Origin of the sequence: Streptomyces sp. TN58, from assembly GCF_001941845.1 — a bacterium.
GTDB lineage: Bacteria > Actinomycetota > Actinomycetes > Streptomycetales > Streptomycetaceae > Streptomyces.
Genome location: NZ_CP018870.1, coordinates 4,912,573 through 4,932,566, shown reverse-complemented (window position 1 = coordinate 4,932,566; position 19,994 = coordinate 4,912,573). Strand labels below are relative to the sequence as shown.

The window sequence follows — 19,994 nt, the reverse complement described above, 5'->3', positions numbered from 1 at the left end:
TTGGCATAAACAGTCCCCTGTGCCGGTCTGTACTGCGGGCGCGGGCGCTGCCCAGGATGGCCGTATGTATCTCGTGCATGTCCGACTTCGAGCCCCGGATCAGACCTCACTCCCCCCGGACGCGGCACAGCTGTTCCTGGGGTGCGCCCTCGACGGGGAGGGCCTGGAACACGTCAGTGCGCACGGCGACGCGGCGGGCGGTCCGGTCGTCGGCTTCTATCTGACCGCGCCCTCGCTCGCCCTCGCGGAGCGGGCCGCGTCGGCGCTCTGCCACCGCACGCTCCTCGCGCACGCCGCGTTCGCCGCGTGGACCGTGGTGTCCTTCGGGGCGGCGCTGGTCCCCCAGCACTGGAACGCCCTCCTGCAGTCCGATGGACGGGATATGCAGATGCAGGATCCGTCCACCAGGAACCTCTTCCACCCGTTCTGACGGGACCGCAGAGTAGGGGCATCGGCAGGGGGAACCGGCCGGAACCGGGAACCGGGAAGGTGCCCGGGCACTCCACAGAAGAAATTGCGCTCCCAGGGGGAAACCGATGTCCACGCTCGCCACTCGCATCGCCAAGACCGCGGCCGCGGCTGTCCTCGCCGGCGCGCTGGGCGCGGCGCACGCCTTCACCCCGGCGGAGCCGCCGCAGTCCCCCCACTCCTCCGTCACCGCCTCCGCCATCGACTTCGGCTCGGTGACCGTTCCGCTGGGCCCCCAGGGCGACAACCAGGACCCCACCGACGTCACCTGGGGCCACTGACCCCCTACGGCTGGGGTTCGAAGTCCCAGTACGGCCTCGCCCGCTGTTTCGCCGAGACCGTGTGGACGTGTTGCGGGCCCAGGGTGCGGGTCAGGCCCTTGATGCCCGCCTCCTCGTGCTTGCCCGCCTCCGTGTCCTCCCGTACCGAGCGAAGGTCCGCCGCCAGGGCGATCTGGGCGCTCAGAGTCATCGGGTGGTCCGGTCCCAGGACCTGCTCGGCCGTGCGCAGTGTCTCGCGGCTCAGGTCCAGCGCGTCCTCCAGCCGGCCGGTGATGTTGCGGTGGCCGGTGGCGTTGAGGGCGCAGCCCAGGGTCCAGGGGTGCCGGCCGCCGAGGGCGCCCCGCATGCCGACGAGGGCCTGTTCCGCGAGGGACAGGCCCTCCGCCCGTTCGCCCTGGGCGCGCAGGACCAGGCCGAGGTTGCCGACGGTGCCGATGCTGTACGGGTGGGCGAGGCCGAGCTGCGACTGGTAGCCGCGTACGACGTCCTCGGAGATGCGGCGGGCCTCGCCGATGTCCCCGTACTCCCTGAGGTACGTGGCGTAGTCGGAGGCGACCATCAGCGTCCAGGGGTAGTCCACGCCGAAGACGCGCGTCGCCCGCTCCCAGACGGTCCGCAGCCGCAGGCCGGCGCCGGGGATGTCGCCGGAGCGGCGCAGGCACAGGCCGAGGTTGTGCTCGGCGCGCAGGGTCTGGGGGTGGCCGAGTCCGAGGACCTGGGTGTTGAGCTTGACGCCCTGCTCCTGCCGGGTCTGGGCCTCGCGGTAGCGGCCCATGAGGCGTAGCCCCATGGCGCAGGCGATGCCGGAGGCGAGGGTGGAGATGTGCAGGGGCATCAGGACGCGTTCGCGGCGCCGAAGGGTGTCCAGGTCGAGGTCGTAGGCGTCCTGGTAGCGGCCGAGCAGCCGGTAGGTGGCGGCCAGGTTGTTCTGGGCGTCGAGGGTGATGGAGTCGTCCTCGCCGAGGAGTTCGCGGTAGGTGGCCAGGCAGTGCTCGAAGATCTCGCGGGCCGGTTCGAACTTGGCGATGCACAGCAGCACGCCGCCGTAGGCGCTGGTGGCGCGCAGGCTCTCCAGGTCCTGGTCGCCGCGTTCGCCGGTGAGGCGGTCGGCGACCGTCCTGGTGAGGATCTCGGCGCGGCGGAACAGGCCGAGGTTGCGCAGCGAGTTGCCGTACTGGTAGCTGAGCTCGCGGACCTTGGGGTGGTCGTCGCCGAGCCGGGCCCGCCAGATCTGGTCGGTCTCCTCGCACAGGCGCAGGCAGGTGCGGTACTCCCCCGCCAGGATCAGGTAGCGCAGGCAGTGCAGCAGGAAGTTCTGGATGCGCGGATTGCTGCTGGTGATCACCCCGGAGGGGGTGAGGTGGGGGACGAGTTCGGCGTAGCGGGGCCAGAGCCGGGAGTCGGAGGGCCGGCCGGGGTCGGCGGCGGCGAGGACCTGGCGGACGGCCCGGGCGAGAGGTTCGGCCTCGTCCTCGGAGAGGTCCTCGCGGACGATGCCGTGGACCATGCGGTGCAGTTGCACGGTCTCCAGGCCGCCGCCGCCCTCCTCCACGGGCAGGTCGGAGTACTCCAGCCGTACGACGGAGAACTGGACGAGCTTGTTGAGGGCGGCGTTCCAGCGGATCTGGTCGTTGATGAGTCCGGCGAGCTGTTCCGGTACGTCGTCGGCGGGGAACTCGCGCAGCAGGCGCAGCGGGACGGGGCCGGGGGCGAAGAAGACGAAGAGCCGCAGGAGGGCGAGGGCGTCGGGGAAGTTCTCCCGGACGTTGTTGAGGAGTATGGCGAGGGCCGTGGGGAAGGGCAGCGGGTAGTCCTCGGAGAGCGTGACGGCCTCGCGGGAGTCCATACGGCGCTGGAGGAGGGCGAGGTAGTCGCCTACGGGCAGCGGTGAGTCGGCGAGCCAGCCGGCGGTCTGGTCGAGGGCGAGGGGGTAGTCCTCCAGGGCCTCGGCGAGCTGGTCGGCCTCGTCGGCGGTCAGGCGCAGGGCGCGGCGGCGGATGAAGGTGATCGACTCGGGGCGGGCGTAGAGGGGGACCTCGACGAGGCTGGTGTGCCGGGCGGCCCATTCGCGGTTGCGGGAGGTGATGATGACGTCGCCGCCGCCGGAGGGCAGCAGGTCGATGAGGTCGTCGGGGTTGTCGCAGCCGTCGAAGACCATCAGCCAGCGCCCGTACGGGGTTCCGCGGCGCAGCGCTTCGAGGACGGCCCGGATCTGCTCGCCGTAGCTGCCGGCGCCGCGAGGGAGGCCGAGGGCGGGGGCCAGGTCGGCGAGGCGTTCGCGCAGGGTGGGCCGGTCCTCGGCGGGGACCCACCAGACGACGTCGTACTCGGAGGCGAAGCGGTAGGCGTACTCGGTGGCGACCTGTGTCTTGCCGACGCCGGAGAGGCCGAGGAGGGTGACGGTGGATGCGCCGGGCGGGGCTTCGGCGAGGGCTTGGCGCAGGGTGCCGATGACGTCGTTGCGGCCGGTGAAGCGGGGGTTGCGGCGCGGTACGCGGCCCCAGATCTCGGGCGGGTCGTTGGGGAAGCGGGGTCCGCGGCGGCCGGTTTCGGTGCCGATGCGGTCGGTGGGCAGTTCGAGGCGGCGCAGCACGCGGTATTCGGCCTCGTACGCGTCCAGGCCCCACAGGTCGGTCTTCTCCAGGACGGCGACGGCGCTGGGCAGGGGGGCGTCGGTGAGGCAGACGGCGGCGAACCGGTCGGGGTGGTCGTCGGTGACGGCACGCAGGGCGGTGTTCCACTCCTGGTCGGTGTGGGTGCCGGCGGAGAAGTAGCGTTCGCTGAGGACGAGGAGGACGCGGCTGCCGGAGCGGGCGAGGTCGTCGAGGGCCTGTGTGATGCCGGGGCTGTTCTGCGGGTCCCAGCGCTGGAGGGTCACGCGGTGGCCGTGTTCCTCCAGGCGGTGGGCGATCCACACGGCCCAGGGCCGGTTGAAGCCCGCGAAGCTGATGACGAAACGCTGCGGCTGCTGGGGCGCCAGTGGGGGCTGTTGCGCCGATTCACGTTCGCGGTCCTGCCGGCTACCGGTGGTCATGCGGCCGTCTCCCTGGGCTGCGGGCAGTGGACGGGACTGAAAAGGTACCGCAGCGGACGGCCCGTCAGACCTGCGCGAACGGGGCGAGTCCGGGGTGCGCCTCGCACCAGGCTCGGCGTTCGCGGTCGACGGCCCGGCGGGCCGCCGCATGCTGGTCGCCGGGCGGCGGCAGGTCGTCCATGGCCCGTTCCGCGGCGGCCATCGCGTCCGTGAACTCCCGCCCCGCGTTGGTCAGCTGCTCGTGCGCACGCAGGACGGGCAGTACGGCGGAGACCTGCGCCCGGATCCGGGCGTGCTGCGCCCAGGCGCCGCGGGCGCCGTACAGGGCGGCGCGCTGCCAGTACCCGGCGAGGGCCAGGTGGGCGTAGACGCCGTGCAGGAGCCCTTCCAGCGGACGCGGGTCGCTGCGCCAGGGGGCCCAGTGGCGGGGCGTCGCGTCGGCGGTGTGCAGGGTCAGGACGTCGGCGAGCGCGGTGAGTTTGCCGTGCTGGACCTCGTGGACGAGGGTCGCGGCGAGCGCGGGCGGGGCCTGCGCGCGGGCCAGTACGGAGCCCGCGGCCGCGGGGAGGGTGGCGCCGCTGGAGCGGGAGCCGCCGGCGAGCGGTACGAGGGAGCGCAGCAGCTGTACGGTCTCCTCCGCGCGGACGGTGTCGTAGCGCTGGAGCAGCGTGAGGGCGCCGGACCACTGGGTGTCCCAGCGTTTGTGGCCCTTGGGGGTGAGCCGGCGGGCGGGGCGCAGCGGGGCCGGGTGTGCGGGGCCGGGGGCCCGGTAGGGGTCGAGGTCGTCGAGGGCGGTACGGCCCGCGGGCAGTGCGTGCAGGGGCAGCGTCGCGGGGTCGTCGGGATCCCATGAGCGTTCGGTGAGGACGAGCGGGCCGGGGCGGGCCGGGCGCAGCAGGCCGAGGGTGGGCAGGACGAGGCGGCCGTGCACGGGCCTCAGAGTGTGCGTGAAGGAGATTCCGGAGCGCAGGGCCGCGGCCGCGGCGAGGGCGCCGAGGTGAGCGAGGTCCGGCGGCGGACCGTCGGGGTCGTGCAGTCGGCGCAGGGTTTCCTCGGCCCACACGCCGGTGGCCGGGTAGTGCAGTACGTCGCGTACGGCGGCCGGGTCGTGGCGTTCGGCCTCCTCCAGCAGGGCCCAGTGGTCGGCGGTCTGCCCGGACCGGCCGCAGGGCGCGGCGTCGAGGACGGCGCGGAGCAGGACCAGGCGCTTGGAGCGGCGTACGTCGCGGACCAGGCGGGTGCCCTCCGGGGAGGGCTCGGTGGAGGCGAGGGCGCGCAGGGTGTGGGACGACACGGAGAAGGCGGTGAGTGCGGCGGTCATGAGGCGGCCGCCGGCGGGCGGGCGGTGGCGGCGTGCTGTACGGCGGTGGCGATGTGCCGGATGAGGACCTGGAGGTCGGCGCAGTAGACGGACGGCTGCCGGAAGCCCTCGCCCGCCCGGTAGCGGTGGGGGTAGTGTCCGCCGCCGCACACCCCGACCAGTTCGCAGGCGCGGCATCCGGCGGCGAGCGCGTCACGTCCGAGCTGGCGGGCGGCGAAGCCGGGGTGGTCGAGGAGCTGGTCGAAGCTGTGGGTGTCGAGGGCCATGCCGGTGGCGGCGGCCCCCTCGTACGCGGATTTCAGCGAATCGGCCTGTTCGATGGAGCCGTCGGTCTCGATGACGGCGGTGGCGGCGGGCGCGAGCCCGAGGGTCTCGGTGGTGGCGGGCAGGCCGAGCAGCAGGGCGATGATCTCCTCGAAGAGCCGGATGCGGGTGCGGTGCGTCCCGTCGTGCCACCAGCGCTCGAACACGGCGAGCAGCCAGTCGGCGTACGGGGTTCCACCGGGGCGGCGGCGCGGGCCGGGGGGCGGCGGTGCGGTCCAGTTGGCGAGCGGCAGCAGGAGACCGACGGTGGGCGGGGCGAAGGCGAGCAGGGACTCGTAGGTCTCCACCGGGTCGTGTTCGAGGTCGACGACGCACAGCACCCCGGCGTAGCTGTCCGGGTGCCGTGCCAGCAGGCGCAGGCCGCGGGCGGCGGCGCCGAATCCGGGGCGTCCGGCGTGGTCCACGCGGCGGGTGTTGTGCGCGGGCAGCCCTCCGTCCAGGCTGACGCCGACGCGGATCCCGGCGGCGGCCAGGGCCGCGAGGCGGCCGCGGGTGATCAGCGTGCCGTTGGTCTGGACGGTGGCGGTGATCCTGGTGCGGGGGGCGGTGGCGGCGAGGGCGGCCCGTACGGCTTCGACGGGCGCGGCCAAGGCGGCGGGGGCGGTGAGAAGGGGCTCGCCGCCGTGCAGGACCAGGTCGACGCGGGGCAGGTCGTGGGCGGCGGCGTGCTCGGCGATCCGCTCGGCGGCGCGGGCGGCGGTGGCGGGGGCCATGGCGACGGGCTGGTCGCGCCAGCCCTGGTCGGCCATCTCGTAGACGTAGCAGTAGGTGCAGGCGAGGTTGCAGCGACTGCGGGTCTTGAGCACGAACTGCCGGATGGGATGGGGCGGATGGCCTGCGGCCCGCGCGGCGGCGACATCGAGCCGGGTGTACGGCCAGGGGGCGTGGCGGGCGTGGCGGGCCGCGTGCGCGGTGGGCAGCGGGGGGCCGCTTGTGATCGCACGCCGCATCGCCGCACTCCTCCCCGCCCCACCGCCGGGGCGCCCCGGCGGACGGTCCATCCCTGCCCTTTTGCCGGTGCCGGCTAACGGCGGAAAGTGGTCAACCCCTCCGCTCCCGCGGCGGGTGGCGGTTCGGGCGCCGGCCCGGGCCGGTGGTGCTGGACCTCCGCCCCAGGGCCCGCGTCTCGGCTGCCGCCGGTGGGGCTGGTGGGGGGCGGGCGGTCGCGGGGCCCTTCCGCTCCCGCGGCGGGTGGCGGTTTGGGGGTGGCCCCCGGGCCGGTGTGCTGGGGCGCTGCCCCAGGCCCCGCGCCCTTCCGCTCCCGCGGGGGTGGCGGTTTGGGGGTGGCCCCCGGGCCGTGTGCTGGGGCTCTGCCCCAGGGCCCGCGCCCTTTCGCTTCCGCGGGGGTGGCGGTTTCGGGGTGGCCCCCGGGCCGGTGGTGCTGGGGCTCTGCCCCAGGCCCCGCGCCTCAAGCGCCGGCGGGGCTGGTGTGGTGCGGGCGGTCGCGGGGCCGGGCAGGGGTGTCTCCTCGGCTCGGCGAGCGCGAGCGATCACCACGGTGCCCGGCGGTGACGCCTCGTCCTGCGGGGACACCCCTCCCCGTCCCCGCTCCAACCGCGACGAGGGGGTGTCCCCAAAGCCCCCTCGGCGGCTACCGAGTACTGGCGGAGCCACACCGTGGGGTGGGGACACGGTGGAGTGTCCCCGCAGGACGAGCGCGCACCACCGGCCCGCCTCCGCAATCCTGGGTACCGCGCGAGCCGAGGAGACATTCCGGCGGGGCACCGCCCCACACCACCCAAGCCCCGCCGGCGATTGAGGCGCGGGGTCTGGGGCAGAGCCCCAGGACACCGGCCCGCACACGGGCAGAGCCCCAGGAGAAGCGGCGGCAGCCCCCCGGGGGTCAGGTCGCGCTGGAGTCGAAGGCGTTCAGGATCTCCGCCGGGTGGGTCACGCGTTCGACGAGGCCCTCGATCACCTGGGCCAGTACGGGGTGGTCGATCCCGCGCAGGGCGGCCAGATCGAGGCCGGAGAGGTCCGGGAGCCGGCCGGGGCATCCCGGGGCGGTGGCCGGGGCCGTGTCCCGACGTTTCGTCACCATGTGCCGCCGTTCCCCCTGTCGTGTCGGATTCCGGACGGTCCCCTGCCCTTTGCCCTCCTCCCGGCCGGCGGAAACAGCCGCGGTGCCGCGGTCACCGTCCCGTCTCCAGGGCCCGTACCCGCGCGCGCAGCCCCTCGCAGCGCCCGTCGGGGTCGGTGCCGATCCGCTTCCAGAGCTGGAGTGCCGCGCGGTACTCCTCCAGGGCGGCCCGGGGCCGTGCGAGCCGTTCCAGCACCTCCCCCCGGGCCTCCTGTACGTGCGCGGCCAGGCGCAGGGCGGTGTGCTCCCGGCCGGGGTGGCCGCGGTGCTCCTCGCGGCCCTCGTGGTCGTCGCGGCCCTCACGGTCGGCCTCCAGGGCGGCGCGCCAGGACAGCCGGTAGGACTCGGCGGCCCGGTCGAGGCGGTCCGCGGCCCGTGAGTGGGCGTGGATCTCCTGCTGCACGTCGCCGTGGTCACGCCAGGCCCGGGCGCGTTCCAGCGGGCCGCGGCTGTTGCGGACGGCCTGTTCCAGCAGGTACTCCGCCTCTCGCAGGTCCACCGCGTCGTTCTCGTAGGTGTGCCGCAGGCGCAGCCCGGTGGCCAGCCGCATCAGCCGGTGCGCGGCTCCGGGGTCGGACTGCGGGACCGCCGCCCGGCTCTCGCGCAGGACGCGCACGGCCGCGCCGGTGAAGCGGCGTCCGCCGGCGCTGCGGGCGCGGTCCAGGAGTACGTCGCCCCACTCGGGCAGGAGTTCCCCGAAGGCCTCCCCGTCGCGGGGTACGAGCCGCCGGGCGCGGCCGTACGCCTCGGCCGCGTCCTCCAGGGCCGCCGGGTCGGCGTCCCGCGCGTACCGTTCGCGGTGCACGCGGGCCAGGCAGAGCAGGGCGGCCACCCGCAGCTCCGGTTCGCCGCCCGTGTCGTCCAGGGCGGCGGCCAGTTGGGCGGCGGCGTCATCCAGCCGGGCGGGCAGGTGGCGGAGCGCGTCGGCCAGTTCCACGCGTACCTGCGGGCTGCCCGGTGGGGTGGCGTCCAGGGTGGCGGTGAGGCGGGCCGCGGCCTGTTCGGCCAGGGTTGTGCGCTCGGCCGGGTCGGGGGTGCGGGGCAGGAGGGCCAGCAGGACGCGGCCGAGGGCCAGGTGCAGTTCGGGGTACGGCGCGGCGGTGTCCGCCGGATCCGCCTCCGGGTCGGGGTCGCCTCCGGGCAGGGGCCCGGCCAGGGGTTCGAGGGCGGCGCGGGCCTCCCGGAGCGCGCCCGGGTCGTCGTGCAGGACTCCGAGCCGGATCAGGGTCTCGGCGCGCCGGACCGCGCAGTCGCGCCGCAGCTCCGGTTCGGCCGTGGCCGCGGCCGCCGCCGCGAACTCGCGGTCCGCCGCCGCGAGCAGTTCGGGGTCCGGGCCGGCGGCCAGCGCCCGCTCGTACAGCACCCGCCCGCGCACCGCCCATGCGGCGGGCGTCCGCAGCCCGGCCAGGGCGCGCTCCGCCTCGGTGAGGAGTTCGGGGTCCCGCTCGGCCGCCCACAGCCGGAGCAGTGCTCCGGCCAGTTCGGTTTCGGCCTCCTCCGGTGGGTCGGCGGGCCCTGCGGGGGCCGTCACGGCCCGCCGCAGGACCGCCACGGCCTCGTGCAGGGCCCGGGCTCCCGCGTCGCCGTCGGCGTCCGCGTCGGCGAGCCGGTCGCGGGCGGCGCGTACCGCCCCGGCGCGTGCGATCAGCGGCGCCGTCCGGGTATCCCGTACTGTCTGCCCGTCCTGCGGCATCCCGGGCAGGTAGCGCCGTACGACTTTGGCCGAAACCTGTGCGAAGGCCTGCGGGAGCCGGCCCTCCGGGTCGCGTTCCTCCTCGTCGGCCGTGGGGCCCTGGGCCGTCGCGGCGGGTGCCACGCCCGTCAGCTGGGCGACCGCGAGCGCGGGGAAGTTGCGTACGCCCGAGCCGAAGTGGGTGCGTACGTACTCCGAGCAGTGTTTGAGCACGAGCGCCGCCTCGTCCCGCCCCAGCGGCCCCAGCAGCACGTCCTGTACTCCGGGAACGAATTCGTACCAGTGCCCCGGTCCCGGTCCGCTGCGCCTCAGCAGTCCGCTGAGCAGCACCTCGGCCAGGTCGGAGGGTTCGGAGTCGGGCAGCATGGTGCGCTGCACCAGCCGCATCACGGGCAGGGTCAGCGGGGCCGCCGACAGGTACACGGCCAGTTGTACGGCGCGGGGCGCGGCCGAGGAGCGGAACCGCGCGACGAGTTCGCGGGGCGGGCGGACGGCGGGCGGCGGCGGCACGGGGGCCGCCGGGTGGTCGGCCAGTACGCGGCCCACCTCGGCGGCCACGGGGCCGGTGCCGAGGCCGGCTACGAGCCGGGCCCACGCCCCGAGGGCGGTCGGGCTCGGCGGCAGCACCGGAACGGCGAGTCCGCCTGTGGGCCGCCCGGGCATCGAGGGGCGGTCGGGCCGGAAGCGCAGCTTCTGCCCGGCGCCTTCCAGGCGGGCGAGGGTGCCGCGCTCGGTCGGCAGCCAGCTGCGTCCCCACAGCCGCTGCGGCAGGGGCTGGACCACCATGCACGGTGTGCACTCGGCCCAGCGGTACAGCAGCCGTTGCGCCGCCCCTTCGCGCCACAGCGGTCCGGCGCAGTCGGAGACCATCATGGTCAGGGCGCGGCCGGTCGGGTCCCGCAGCTGCTCCCCGGAGCGCAGCCCCGTGCCCGGCAGGGGGCCGCGGCCGAGCGCCGCCGTGCCGTCCGGGCGGCGGTGCAGGTAGTGGACCTGGACGTCCCGGAAGGCTCCCAACCGTTCGCAGACGGACCGTAGTTCCTCGAACATGTCCTGCCACACGGCCATGGAGGGCGAGGCGTCCATCACGAGCCGTACGGTCGCCTCGCGCCGGCTCTCCGGCCGGAGCACCGGGATGAGCAGCCCGAGGGCGCGGGCGCTGGCGTCGGCGGTGGCGCCCTCGTCGATGACCAGCCGGGTGGGCGGGGCGGGCGGGCGGTGCCGCTGGAGGGCGCGCAGGGCCCGTTGGACGTCGAGGATGCGGGGCAGGGCGGCGGCGCCGGGTACGCGTACGGGTATCCCGTAATCCTCGGGCGCCTCTTCCGCGGTTCCGCCCTCGGTTTCGCCGGGGTGGTGTGCCCCGGGGGCGTAGAGCCGTACGGGGTCCTCGGTGTCCGTGTCGGCCCGTACGGGTTCAGCTGGTTCCGCGGCCGGGTCTTCGGGGCCGGGCGGCTCGGTGCCCGGTCGCCGGTTGCCGGGCGGGGCCGGCCGGGGGCCGCGGATGTGCCCGGCGAGCCACAGGGCGTCGGCGAGCTCCTCGGCGGACGGGTCGAGTCCGGCGGTGCGCAGGAGCGCGGCGAGTTCCCGGACACCGGGCGCGGCGGGGGCGGTGGCGGCCGGCTCGCCCACTGCCGGTTCGGCCACTGACGGTTCAGGGGCTGCCGGGTCGGGGGCTGCCGGGTCGGGGGCTGCCGGGTCGGGGGCGGCGGGATCGGGCACGGTCCGTCACCTCGGGCGGTCGAGGCGCTGGATGAGCAGGTCCGCCAGGTCCTCCCGGGTGGCCGGGGAGGCATAGTGCGTGAGGTAGACGGCGTTGAGGAGCTGGTCGGCGGCGACCAGCTCGGACTGGGAGCGGCCCAGGAACTCGCGGATGAGGTCGCCGCCGAGCCGGGCGGCCTCCTCTCCGAGGTGGGCGCGGACCATGGTGGCGAGCCGCCTCTCGCCGGGCTGGCCCAGCCCCAGCTGGATGCAGCGGCGCAGCAGGGCGGCGGGGAAGTCCCGTTCCCCGTTGCTGGTCAGGATGATGAAGGGAAAGGCGCGGCAGCGGATCCGGCCGCCGCGTACGGTCACCTTGGTCCCGTCGTCGGTGAGCACCTCGACCTCGGGTTCGGTGTCGGCGACCCGCTCCAGCTCGGGCAGGGCGAACTCGCCTTCCTCCAGGACGTTCAGGAGGTCGTTGGGCAGGTCGATGTCGCTCTTGTCGAGTTCGTCGATCAGGAGCACGCGGGGCCGGGCCGTGGGCAGCAAGGCGGTGCCGAGGGGGCCGAGGCGGATGTACTTCCCGATGCCGGGGACGGTGGCGGCCGTTCCTTCGGGGGCCTCGTTCCCCGCCGCATCCGGACCCGCGCCCGCGGCCGGCGCACCCGTGTTCCTCGCGGCCGCCGCCGCGCCGCCGGCGGCGAGTTGCACGTCCTGGAGCCGGGCGAGGGCGTCGTAGCGGTAGAGCCCGTCCTGCAGCACGGTCCGCGACACCACCGGCCAGCGCAGCACCCGTCCCAGCTTCAGCTCGTGGGCGACGGAGTGCGCGAGGGTGGACTTGCCGGTTCCGGGAAAGCCGGTGACGAGCAGCGGGCGCCGCAGGTACAGCGCCGCGTTGATGGCTTCCAGTTCCTCCGGTTCCGGCCGGTGCAGTTCGGCGGCCTGCCGGTGCGCCCCGAGCCGCCGGGCGACGTTGCCCTCGGCGGCCGCGGCCGCGCGGCCCGGGTCCACGACGGGCCCGCCGTCGAAGTCCCGCCAGGGCGGCGGGTCGGGCAGGGCGTCGATCCCGTCGTGGGGCTCGCCGACCCCGCGGTAGATGAGCCACTCGTCGTTCATGGTGCGTGTCCCTCCCTCGAATCCGCCGGGCCGGGCGCCGTCACAGGTCGCCGTGGAGCGGCTCGACGTCCGGCAGCGGCCGTGCCGGGTCCTCCCACACGAGCCCCGCCCCAGCCGCCCAGTACGCGTCGGGGTCCGCCGCGTACGCCCGGCCGCGCAGCGTCTGCAGCCGTAGCGGCAGCACCTCCGCCCGTCCCGCGTCGGCCAGTTCCTCCCGCAGCCCGCGGTGGAACGGCGCGCACGACACTCCGGGGTCCGGCGGCGGCCTGCGGGTCACGGCGACGCCGTAGCCGGCGTCCCGTACGGCGTGCAGCGATCCGAGCGTGGGCTCCTGGTCGGCGGCCCGGCAGTGCACGGGGACGGTGGTGTCCGGCAGGCCCGACAGCCATTCGGCGGAGGGGGCGCGCGGCCGGCCGCCCGCGCAGTCGGCCCGTTCGTCCTGGAGCGGCCCCGCCTGGACGCGGGCCCACCGGGCGGCGGCGCGGCCGGCCTCGTGGTCCGCCGGGTGTGCCTGCGGGCTTTGCGGGTGGGCGTCCGGACCGCCGGGGTGGCCGCCCGGGCCGTGGCCGCAGCCCCGGCCTCCGGGGTGGCGCAGCACGACCGGCCGCTGCACGCCCAGGGGTACTCCGCCGGCCACCACCCAGTCCTCCACCGCCAGTCCGAACAGCTCGGGGGCCACGGCCACTTCGAGCAGGGCCGCCGCGACGTGGGTGTCGCAGCGGCGGAAGGCCTCGGCGAGCGGGGCCCGTAACCGCTGCGGCAGGCCCGCCACGGTGGCGCGTACGCCCGAGTCGACGGGGGTCAGCCGCCCGGGGTGGGCCGGGCCGGCCAGCACGGAGACCCGCCAGTCGTAGAGGTGCTCCCAGCCGTGCGCCCACACCTCCAGCAGGACCGACGCCCCGGGCGGCAGTCCGCCGTCCCGTCGCGGGGGGCCGCCGGCCGCCCGCCCGGCCGAGGCCCGGCGGCGGCGCTCCCGCTCCGCGAGGCCGCGCTCGTGGCGTTCGCCGAGTTCGCGCCGCAGGGGGCGCCACAGCCGCTCGGCGGTGGCCCGTACCCAGTCCCACAGTTCCTCGTCGGCGCCCGGCGGCGGGGGCTCGCGGTAGTCGGCGACGCTGACGTCGGTGGCGTAGCGGAGCATGGCCGCTGCCTCGCCGGTCCCGCCGGGCGGGTCGTAGAGCAGGCCCAGCCCGTCGCGCCAGCTCAGGGGGGCCGGCGGCTGGGGGTCCGGTTCCTCGCCGCGGACCGCCTCGACGAGGGCGCGTACGGCCTCGGAGGAGCTCGGCGGGGGCAGTTCGGCCAGGAGGCCGCACAGGGTGGTGCGTTCGCCGGGGGTGAGCCGGCCGCGGCCGCCGTACGGGTCGCGTTCGCGCGGCGGGAGTTCGCCGTGGACGTCGGTCCAGGTGCGGCGGTTGTCGAGGTCGCTGAGGTGCTGGTCGTAGTGGTACAGGTCGTGGGCCTGCGTGATCCGGCGGTAGAGCCCGACCTGGCCGCGCACGGCCGTCGGCAGGGTGCGCAGCTGTACGACGGACACGGCGAGGCCGCCGCCTCCGGTGTGCCGGCGGGCCTTGACGACGCCGACGACCTCGCCGCGGGCCAGGTCCACGACGGGCCCGCCGGACATGCCGGGGTCGATCTCGTCGTCGTCGGCGAGCCGGATGGCGGCGCCGTTGCCGGCGGTGCCGCGCAGCCGGGTGGTGCGGCCGGTGATCTCGGGGGTGCCGAGGTCTTCGGTGCAGCCGAAGTAGGCGACCTCGTCGAAGCGGGGCCGGGAGCGGTCGGTCAGCCAGACGCAGGTGTGCGAGACGGGGGCCAGGACCCTGATCAGTGCCAGGTCGGGCAGGTCCCACAGGGCGTGCCGGCCGGGCCGCCGCTCCTCCAGGCGTTCGGGCAGGACGCACTCCACGCGCCCGGTGACGGTTCCGGTGACGGCGCCCGGTGCGCCGGGGGCGCCGGGGCGGGGTCTGCCGGAGTGGAAGGTGATGCCGACCTCGCGACCGGTCAGACGCACGGCGGCACCCCCTTCGCCGACCACGTGCGCGCACGTCAGGACCCAGCCGGGGGCGATGAAGAAACCGCTCCCCCAGGTGGGACCGGTCCGATGGCTGCCGGGGTTGTCATACCCGCCCGGCGGGGCGTGGACGCGTACCGTCGCCGCCTGGACGAGGGGTTCGAGGAGCTCGAAGGCGCGCGCCGTCCCGCTCGTGCGCCCGTCGGTCATCCGCGCCCCCCGCCCGCTGGTGAGAGGTCCAGGCTAGCGTCGGCGGTGCCGGGGACGGGAGGTCTCGCGGGCGCCGCGGATTATCCTGGCGGGAAACATTCCCCGCACATCCACATCACGGCACGGAGCCCGACTTGTACTTCACCGATCGCGGCATCGAGGAGCTGGAGAAGCGGCGCGGCGAGGAGGAGGTCACCTTCGAGTGGCTCGCCGAGCAGCTGCGCACCTTCGTCGACCTGAACCCGGACTTCGAGGTTCCGGTGGAACGCCTGGCCACCTGGCTGGCCCGGCTGGACGACGAGGACGACGAGGACGAGTAGGCCGAGCCGGCCTGGTGACCGGCCCGGGGGTGGTGGCCGGTCCGGTACGCAGAGGGGCCCGTCCGCAACCGCGGACGGGCCCCTCTGCGCGTGGAGGAAAGGCTCAGGCGGCCTTGGTCTCCCAGAAGATGCGGTCGATCTCGGCGATGAGGTCGAGGGCCTTCTGGCCGGTCGCCGGGTCGTTCGACGCCTTGGCGGCCGAGAGGGCCTTCAGGGTGTCGTTGACCAGGGTGTGCAGCTGCGGGTACTTCTCAAAGTGCGGCGGCTTGAAGTAGTCGCTCCACAGCACCGAGACGTGGTGCTTGGCGAGCTCGGCGCGCTGCTCCTTGATGGTGATGGCGCGCGCGCGGAAGTCGGCGTCGTCGTTGGCCTGGTACTTCTCCTGAACGGCCTTGACGGACTCGGCCTCGATGCGGGCCTGGGCAGGGTCGTACACGCCGCACGGCAGGTCGCAGTGGGCGGAGACCTTCGCCTTGGGGGCGAAGAGGCGGGAAAGCATGGAGTTGTCCTCCTCGTGATCGTCTTCTCAAGGGGGGACATTACTCGCTGGAGAACCGGATTTCGCGGGCGGCCCCATGGGCTTAGGACAAAAGTCCAGGGTCGCGGCCGGACCGGTGAGCGAATGTACGGGGCCGTGCGGCAGCATGCGGGAGTGACGAGGAGGACACCCATGGTGGAGAGCGCGCGCCCGCGCAGGCGGTTCGAGGTGGTGGAGGTGACGGGACCGTCGATGGTGCCCACGCTGCTGGACGGGGACCGGCTGGTGGTCCGGTACGGGGCCGCCGTCCGGCCGGGTGACGTCGTGGTGCTGCGCCATCCCTTCCAGCAGGACCTGCTGGTGGTCAAGCGTGCGGTGGAGCGCCGGCCCGGCGGCGCGTGGTGGGTGCTCGGTGACAACCCGTACAACGAGACCGGCGACAGCACCGACTACGGGCCGGTGCCCGGGGAGCTGGTGCTGGCGACGGCGGTGCTGCGGTTCCGGCCCCGTGAGGAGGGTCAGCGTTCGCTGAGGGCCCGGTTGTCCTGGGCGGCCTCGTCGCTGCGCGTGCTGCGGGCCGACGCCTCGGCCTCCAGCCGCTTGCGGGCGCGGTAGGCGGCGACGTTCGCGCGGGTGGCGCAGCGGTCGGAGCAGTAGCGCCGGGAGCGGTTGGTGGAGGTGTCGAGGTAGGCGTTGCGGCAGGGCGCGGCCTGGCACAGGCCGAGGCGGTCGGGGCCGTGCTCGGTGAGGGCGAAGGCCAGGCCCATGGCGGCCATGGCGGCGTAGCCGGCCGAGGCGTTCGAGGGGTGTTCGGCGAGGTGGATGTGCCAGTCGGGGCGGCCGTCGTCGTCGAGGGTCTCGTGGCCGGAGACCTGGGGGCTGACGGGGAACTCCATGAGCAGGGAGTTCAACAGGTCGACGGCGAGGACGTGGTCGCCGCCGTCGGCGGCCTCGAAGACGGCCCGCAGCCGGCCGCGGACGTTGCGGAAGCGGGTGACGTCACCGTCGGTGACGCGGCGGGCCATCTGCTGGCTGGCGCCGAACAGGGCGCGGACGGCGTCGACCGAGGTGAGCGCGTCCTTGTTGCGGGCCGGCTCCTCGGTGTTGACCAGGCGCACGGCGAAGTCCGAGTAATGGGCCAGTTCCACTTGTAGTCCTTACGGCTGCGGATTAATGTCTCTCGTAACAGCTGAGACGTCTTCGAGGGTATTACGTAGGGAGGGGTTCGGGATGGCTGATGCGACGGGCACGGCGGACACGACCGACGCGGCGGGACGGGCCGGTACCGACTGGCAGGCCTGGCAGGACAGCTGGGACCGGCAGCAGGAGTGGTACATGCCCGACCGCGAGGAGCGGTTCCGGGTGATGCTGGACATGGTCGAGGCACTGGTGGGACCCACCCCCCGGGTGCTGGATCTCGCATGCGGTACGGGAAGTATTACGGACCGCGTCCTCAAGCGGTTCCCGGGAGCCACCAGTACGGGCGTCGATCTCGACCCCGCGCTGTTGACCATCGCCCGGGGCCACTTCGCCGGCGACGAGCGGGTCACCTTCGTGACCGCCGACCTCAAGGACCCCGACTGGCGTGCGGCCCTCCCCCACGGCTCCTACGACGCGGTGCTGACCGCCACCGCCCTGCACTGGCTGCGCAGCGAGCACCTGGCCGTGCTGTACACGCAGCTCGCGCCGCTGCTGGCCCCCGGCGGGGTGTTCATGAACGCCGACCACATGCCCGACCCGGCCACCCCGCGCCTCAACGCCGCCGAACACGCCCACCGGCACGCGGGCATGGACCGGGCCAGGGCGGCCGGGGCGGTGGACTGGCGCGAGTGGTGGGCCCTGGCCGCCGCCGAGCCGGCGCTCGCCGAGCCCACCGCCCGCCGCTTCGAGATCTACGGGGAGCACGCGGACGGCGACACCCCCTCCGCGGCCTGGCACGCCGAGACGCTGCGCGCGGCGGGCTTCGCCGAGGCCCGTACGGTCTGGTGCTCGCCCTCGGACGCGCTGGTCCTAGGTCTGAAGTAGGGAATCCGCAGACCCGGACGGAAAGCGCCGGGCGGCACGGCCGAGGGGCGGTACGGAAGTCCGTACCGCCCCTCGGCGGGTCCACGTGCGGCGCCCGGCGCCGCCGACTACAGCACCTTGGAAAGGAACGCCTTCGTCCGGTCGTGCTGGGGGTTGCCCAGTACGTCGCGCGGGTGGCCCGACTCGACGACGACGCCGCCGTCCATGAAGACGAGGTTGTCGCCGACCTCGCGGGCGAAGCCCATCTCGTGGGTGACCACGATCATGGTCATGCCCGACTCGGCGAGGTCCCGCATGACGTCCAGGACGTCACCGACCAGCTCCGGGTCGAGGGCCGAGGTGGGCTCGTCGAAGAGCATCAGCTTCGGCTCCATGGCGAGCGCGCGGGCGATCGCCACGCGCTGCTGCTGGCCGCCGGAGAGCTGGGAGGGGTAGTTCCCGCCCTTCTCGCCGAGGCCCACCCGGTCCAGGAGGCGGATGGCGCGCTCGCGCGCCACCGCCTTGGACTCGCCCTTCACCATGACGGGCGCTTCCATGACGTTCTCTATGGCCGTCATGTGCGGGAACAGGTTGAAGCGCTGGAAGACCATGCCGATGTCCCGGCGCTGCGCCGCGACCTCGCTGTCCTTCAGCTCGTAGAGCTTGTCGCCCTTCTGGCGGTAGCCGACGAGGTCCCCGTCGACGTACAGCCGGCCGGCGTTGATCTGCTCCAGGTGGTTGATGCACCGCAGGAAGGTCGACTTGCCGGAGCCGGACGGGCCGACGAGGCAGAAGACCTCACGCGGGGCGACCTCCAGGTCGATGCCCTTGAGGATGTGCGCCGCACCGTAGGACTTGTGGACGCCCTCGGCCTTCACCATGGCAGTCATCAGGCCACCGCCTTGCTGTTCGAGAAGCTGGACAGCTTCGCCTTGATCTTCTGCAGCGGCGTGGGCGGCAGGGTGCGGAGCGCGCCACGTGCGTAGCGGCGCTCCAGGTAGTACTGGCCGACGCTGAACACACTGGTCAGGGCGAGGTACCAGATCGAGGCGACGAAGAACATCTCCATCACCGCGAACGAGGTGGAGGCGATGTCCTGGGCCGCGCGCAGCAGGTCGAAGTACTGCACGGCGACGACGAGCGACGACGTCTTGAGCATGTTGATGAACTCGTTGCCCGTCGGCGGCACGATCACCCGCATGGCCTGGGGCAGGACGACGCGGCGCATGGTCTGCGTCCGGGTCATACCCAGGGCGTGCGAGGCCTCGGTCTGGCCCTCGTCGACCGACTGGATGCCGGCTCGGACGATCTCCGCCATGTACGCGCCCTCGTTGAGGCCGAGGCCCAGCAGGGCGGCCAGGAACGGCGTCATGACCTGGGTCATCTCGTCCTTGTAGAACCCGAGGTTCAGGATCGGGAAGATCAGGGCGAGGTTGAACCAGATGAGGAGCTGCACGTACACCGGGGTGCCGCGGAAGAGCCAGATGTAGAACCAGGCGATGGTGCTGGTCACCGGGTTCTTCGAGAGCCTCATCACGGCGAAGAGGACGCCCAGCGCCAGGCCCAGGGCCATGGCGGTGACGCTGATCCAGATCGTGTTGAGGACACCGCGCAGGATGCTGGGGTCGAACAGCTTCTCCGGCACGGTCGCCCAGCGCACGTTGCCCTGGGAGAAGGCGACGATGAGCGCGGCGACCAGGCCGATGACGACCACGGCACTGATCCAGCGGCCGTAGTGGCGGACCGGGATGGCGCGGATCGCCTCGGGGGGGACGGACCCGGCCGGCGGGGTGTCCGCCGGACCCGGGTCCTTGTCGAGCTTGTCAGTCACAGTGACTGCCCTTCAGTGTGCTGCGGTGGTACGCGGAGGTCAGGAACCTGCGTTGATCTTGGCCTCGGTCACGGCGCCGGAACCGGCGTTCCACTTGTCCAGGGCGGCCTTGTAGGTGCCGTCCTTGATGATCGCGTCGAGGGCTTCCTTGAGCGCGTCACGCAGCTCGGTGTTCTTCTTGTCCACCGCGATGCCGAAGAGGCCGGCGTCGGTCGGGTTGGCGATGGCCTCGAAGTCGTTGCCGCCGCCGGCGGTCTGCGCGATGTAGGCGGCGACCGGGGAGTCGTTCAGGTCAGCGGCGGCGCCGCCGGCCTTCACGCGGGTCTGGGCCTCGGCGTCGGTCGGGAAGGACTCGATCTTCAGCTCGCCCTTGCCGTCCGTCTTGCACTTCTCGGCCTGGGTCTTCGCGGACTCCTCGTACGTGGTGCCGCGCTGCACGGCGACCGTCTTGCCGCACAGGTCGTCGAGGGTCTTGATGCCCTGCGGGTTGCCCTTCTTGACCAGGATGCCGGTCGAGGCGGAGAAGTAGTCGACGAAGTCGACACCGGCACCGGTCTTGGCGCCCTTGTCGTCCAGGCCCTCCTGACGGGCCTTGGTGTCGGTCAGGGAGGACATGACCAGGTCGCTGCGGCCGGTCTGCATGCTGCCGATCAGCGTGTCGAAGGTGCCCGACTCGAACTTGAACTGGACGCCGAGCTGCTTGCTCAGGGCCGCCGCGATGTCGGGGTCGACGCCGACGATCTTGCCGCCCTCGGTGAACTCCATCGGCGCGTAGGTCGCGTCGGTGCCGACCTTGATCACACCGGCGTCCTGGATCTTCTTCGGGAGCTTCGAGAAGAGCGGCGCGCTGCTGTTGTTCGCCGCACCCGACGGGGTCGAGGTCGCCTTGTCGGTCTGGTCGCCACAGCCGGTGAGGATCAGGGCGCCGGCGACCGCGATCGCGCCGACCGCGGCGATCCGGGACCGGGCGGCGGTCGTACGACGGGTGGTGCTTGCGGTCATGGCTTCGTTCCTCCGGCAGGGGTGGAAAAGCATCGAAAAACGGTCGGACACGCACCATCGAGTGTCGCGACCTTGTGTGATTACGGCATCTTGCCATTCGGACTGAGACATTCAGGCTGCCCGATAGGT

General features: G+C 73.9%; 17 protein-coding genes. 5 read left to right on the top strand and 12 right to left on the bottom strand.

Going from position 1 to position 19,994, the window contains the following annotated elements; translation table 11 throughout:
• Positions 1 to 64: 64 nt before the first annotated feature.
• Together BSL84_RS22625 and BSL84_RS22620 are read left to right on the top strand one after the other, a co-directional pair.
• Positions 65 to 430, top strand: a complete 366-nt coding sequence (locus BSL84_RS22625; protein ID WP_075971006.1) for a hypothetical protein — start codon at positions 65 to 67, stop codon at positions 428 to 430.
• A gap of 106 nt (positions 431 to 536) precedes the next feature.
• On the top strand, positions 537 to 749 hold the full coding sequence (locus BSL84_RS22620) for a hypothetical protein (RefSeq protein WP_030028721.1): 213 nt from the start codon (positions 537 to 539) through the stop codon (positions 747 to 749).
• A 4-nt stretch (positions 750 to 753) separates the two neighbouring features.
• Here BSL84_RS22620 and fxsT read toward each other — a convergent pair whose 3' ends face one another.
• The 7 genes from fxsT to BSL84_RS22585 all read right to left on the bottom strand — a co-directional run bounded on the left by fxsT (position 754) and on the right by BSL84_RS22585 (position 14,230).
• Complete coding sequence (fxsT, locus tag BSL84_RS22615) at positions 754 to 3,783, bottom strand: FxSxx-COOH system tetratricopeptide repeat protein (protein WP_078849216.1); 3,030 nt, start codon at positions 3,781 to 3,783, stop codon at positions 754 to 756.
• Positions 3,784 to 3,847: 64 nt separating this feature from the next.
• Positions 3,848 to 5,104, bottom strand: coding sequence for an HEXXH motif domain-containing protein (locus BSL84_RS22610; RefSeq protein ID WP_051873187.1), 1,257 nt, complete (start codon positions 5,102 to 5,104; stop codon positions 3,848 to 3,850).
• On the bottom strand, positions 5,101 to 6,378 hold the full coding sequence (locus tag BSL84_RS22605) for an FxsB family cyclophane-forming radical SAM/SPASM peptide maturase (protein ID WP_079273474.1): 1,278 nt from the start codon (positions 6,376 to 6,378) through the stop codon (positions 5,101 to 5,103). Before BSL84_RS22605 ends, BSL84_RS22610 begins: the two co-directional genes overlap by 4 nt.
• 893 nt (positions 6,379 to 7,271) lie before the next feature.
• Positions 7,272 to 7,469, bottom strand: a complete 198-nt coding sequence (gene fxsA / locus BSL84_RS22600) for an FxSxx-COOH cyclophane-containing RiPP peptide (RefSeq protein WP_030033103.1) — start codon at positions 7,467 to 7,469, stop codon at positions 7,272 to 7,274.
• A gap of 91 nt (positions 7,470 to 7,560) precedes the next feature.
• The gene (locus tag BSL84_RS22595) at positions 7,561 to 10,917 is read right to left on the bottom strand and encodes an SAV_2336 N-terminal domain-related protein (RefSeq protein ID WP_159393544.1); all 3,357 of its coding nucleotides are present in this window, start codon (positions 10,915 to 10,917) and stop codon (positions 7,561 to 7,563) included.
• A gap of 6 nt (positions 10,918 to 10,923) precedes the next feature.
• Positions 10,924 to 12,012 carry an AAA family ATPase gene (locus BSL84_RS22590; RefSeq protein WP_045323471.1) on the bottom strand — a complete coding sequence of 363 codons (1,089 nt, stop codon included), beginning with the start codon at positions 12,010 to 12,012 and terminating at the stop codon, positions 10,924 to 10,926.
• 40 nt (positions 12,013 to 12,052) lie between these two features.
• Positions 12,053 to 14,230 (bottom strand): trypsin-like peptidase domain-containing protein, encoded by a 2,178-nt coding sequence (locus BSL84_RS22585; RefSeq protein ID WP_075971005.1) that lies wholly within the window; start codon positions 14,228 to 14,230, stop codon positions 12,053 to 12,055.
• A 134-nt stretch (positions 14,231 to 14,364) separates the two neighbouring features.
• Between BSL84_RS22585 and BSL84_RS22580 the strand changes: the two genes are divergently transcribed.
• Positions 14,365 to 14,550, top strand: coding sequence for a DUF6104 family protein (locus BSL84_RS22580; RefSeq protein ID WP_010061466.1), 186 nt, complete (start codon positions 14,365 to 14,367; stop codon positions 14,548 to 14,550).
• Positions 14,551 to 14,653: 103 nt separating this feature from the next.
• Here BSL84_RS22580 and sodN read toward each other — a convergent pair whose 3' ends face one another.
• Complete coding sequence (gene sodN, locus BSL84_RS22575; RefSeq protein ID WP_030036761.1) at positions 14,654 to 15,049, bottom strand: superoxide dismutase, Ni; 396 nt, start codon at positions 15,047 to 15,049, stop codon at positions 14,654 to 14,656.
• A gap of 171 nt (positions 15,050 to 15,220) precedes the next feature.
• On the opposite strand from sodN, the gene sodX reads away from it, so the two are divergent.
• Complete coding sequence (gene sodX / locus BSL84_RS22570) at positions 15,221 to 15,643, top strand: nickel-type superoxide dismutase maturation protease (protein ID WP_030036762.1); 423 nt, start codon at positions 15,221 to 15,223, stop codon at positions 15,641 to 15,643.
• On the opposite strand, the gene BSL84_RS22565 is transcribed toward sodX, so the two are convergent.
• The gene (locus BSL84_RS22565; protein ID WP_030036764.1) at positions 15,547 to 16,176 is read right to left on the bottom strand and encodes a CGNR zinc finger domain-containing protein; all 630 of its coding nucleotides are present in this window, start codon (positions 16,174 to 16,176) and stop codon (positions 15,547 to 15,549) included. The two genes, sodX and BSL84_RS22565, sit on opposite strands and share 97 nt — an antisense overlap.
• Positions 16,177 to 16,258: 82 nt before the next feature.
• Between BSL84_RS22565 and BSL84_RS22560 the strand changes: the two genes are divergently transcribed.
• A complete protein-coding gene (locus tag BSL84_RS22560) occupies positions 16,259 to 17,053 on the top strand; it encodes a class I SAM-dependent methyltransferase (protein ID WP_075971004.1) in 795 nt (264 codons plus the stop codon).
• Between the two features lie 107 nt (positions 17,054 to 17,160).
• On the opposite strand, the gene BSL84_RS22555 is transcribed toward BSL84_RS22560, so the two are convergent.
• The 3 genes from BSL84_RS22555 to BSL84_RS22545 are packed head-to-tail and all read right to left on the bottom strand — an operon-like array spanning position 17,161 to position 19,865.
• A complete protein-coding gene (locus tag BSL84_RS22555; RefSeq protein ID WP_030036769.1) occupies positions 17,161 to 17,922 on the bottom strand; it encodes an amino acid ABC transporter ATP-binding protein in 762 nt (253 codons plus the stop codon).
• Positions 17,922 to 18,863, bottom strand: coding sequence for an amino acid ABC transporter permease (locus BSL84_RS22550; RefSeq protein WP_030036771.1), 942 nt, complete (start codon positions 18,861 to 18,863; stop codon positions 17,922 to 17,924). The genes BSL84_RS22555 and BSL84_RS22550 overlap by 1 nt, the downstream gene beginning before the upstream one ends.
• A gap of 39 nt (positions 18,864 to 18,902) precedes the next feature.
• Positions 18,903 to 19,865, bottom strand: coding sequence for an ABC transporter substrate-binding protein (locus BSL84_RS22545; RefSeq protein ID WP_030036772.1), 963 nt, complete (start codon positions 19,863 to 19,865; stop codon positions 18,903 to 18,905).
• Positions 19,866 to 19,994: the final 129 nt, after the last annotated feature.

What these genes read in the sequence shown, in the direction of transcription:
- sodX (WP_030036762.1), top strand. Translation starts at nt 15,221, where the DNA reads ATGGTGGAGAGCGCGCGCCCGCGCAGGCGGTTCGAGGTGGTGGAGGTG.
- BSL84_RS22590 (WP_045323471.1), bottom strand. Translation starts at nt 12,012, where the DNA reads ATGAACGACGAGTGGCTCATCTACCGCGGGGTCGGCGAGCCCCACGAC.
- sodN (WP_030036761.1), bottom strand. Translation starts at nt 15,049, where the DNA reads ATGCTTTCCCGCCTCTTCGCCCCCAAGGCGAAGGTCTCCGCCCACTGC.
- BSL84_RS22585 (WP_075971005.1), bottom strand. Translation starts at nt 14,230, where the DNA reads ATGACCGACGGGCGCACGAGCGGGACGGCGCGCGCCTTCGAGCTCCTC.
- BSL84_RS22625 (WP_075971006.1), top strand. Translation starts at nt 65, where the DNA reads ATGTATCTCGTGCATGTCCGACTTCGAGCCCCGGATCAGACCTCACTC.
- BSL84_RS22555 (WP_030036769.1), bottom strand. Translation starts at nt 17,922, where the DNA reads ATGACTGCCATGGTGAAGGCCGAGGGCGTCCACAAGTCCTACGGTGCG.
- BSL84_RS22605 (WP_079273474.1), bottom strand. Translation starts at nt 6,378, where the DNA reads ATGCGGCGTGCGATCACAAGCGGCCCCCCGCTGCCCACCGCGCACGCG.
- BSL84_RS22560 (WP_075971004.1), top strand. Translation starts at nt 16,259, where the DNA reads ATGGCTGATGCGACGGGCACGGCGGACACGACCGACGCGGCGGGACGG.
- fxsT (WP_078849216.1), bottom strand. Translation starts at nt 3,783, where the DNA reads ATGACCACCGGTAGCCGGCAGGACCGCGAACGTGAATCGGCGCAACAG.
- BSL84_RS22620 (WP_030028721.1), top strand. Translation starts at nt 537, where the DNA reads ATGTCCACGCTCGCCACTCGCATCGCCAAGACCGCGGCCGCGGCTGTC.
- fxsA (WP_030033103.1), bottom strand. Translation starts at nt 7,469, where the DNA reads ATGGTGACGAAACGTCGGGACACGGCCCCGGCCACCGCCCCGGGATGC.
- BSL84_RS22610 (WP_051873187.1), bottom strand. Translation starts at nt 5,104, where the DNA reads ATGACCGCCGCACTCACCGCCTTCTCCGTGTCGTCCCACACCCTGCGC.
- BSL84_RS22545 (WP_030036772.1), bottom strand. Translation starts at nt 19,865, where the DNA reads ATGACCGCAAGCACCACCCGTCGTACGACCGCCGCCCGGTCCCGGATC.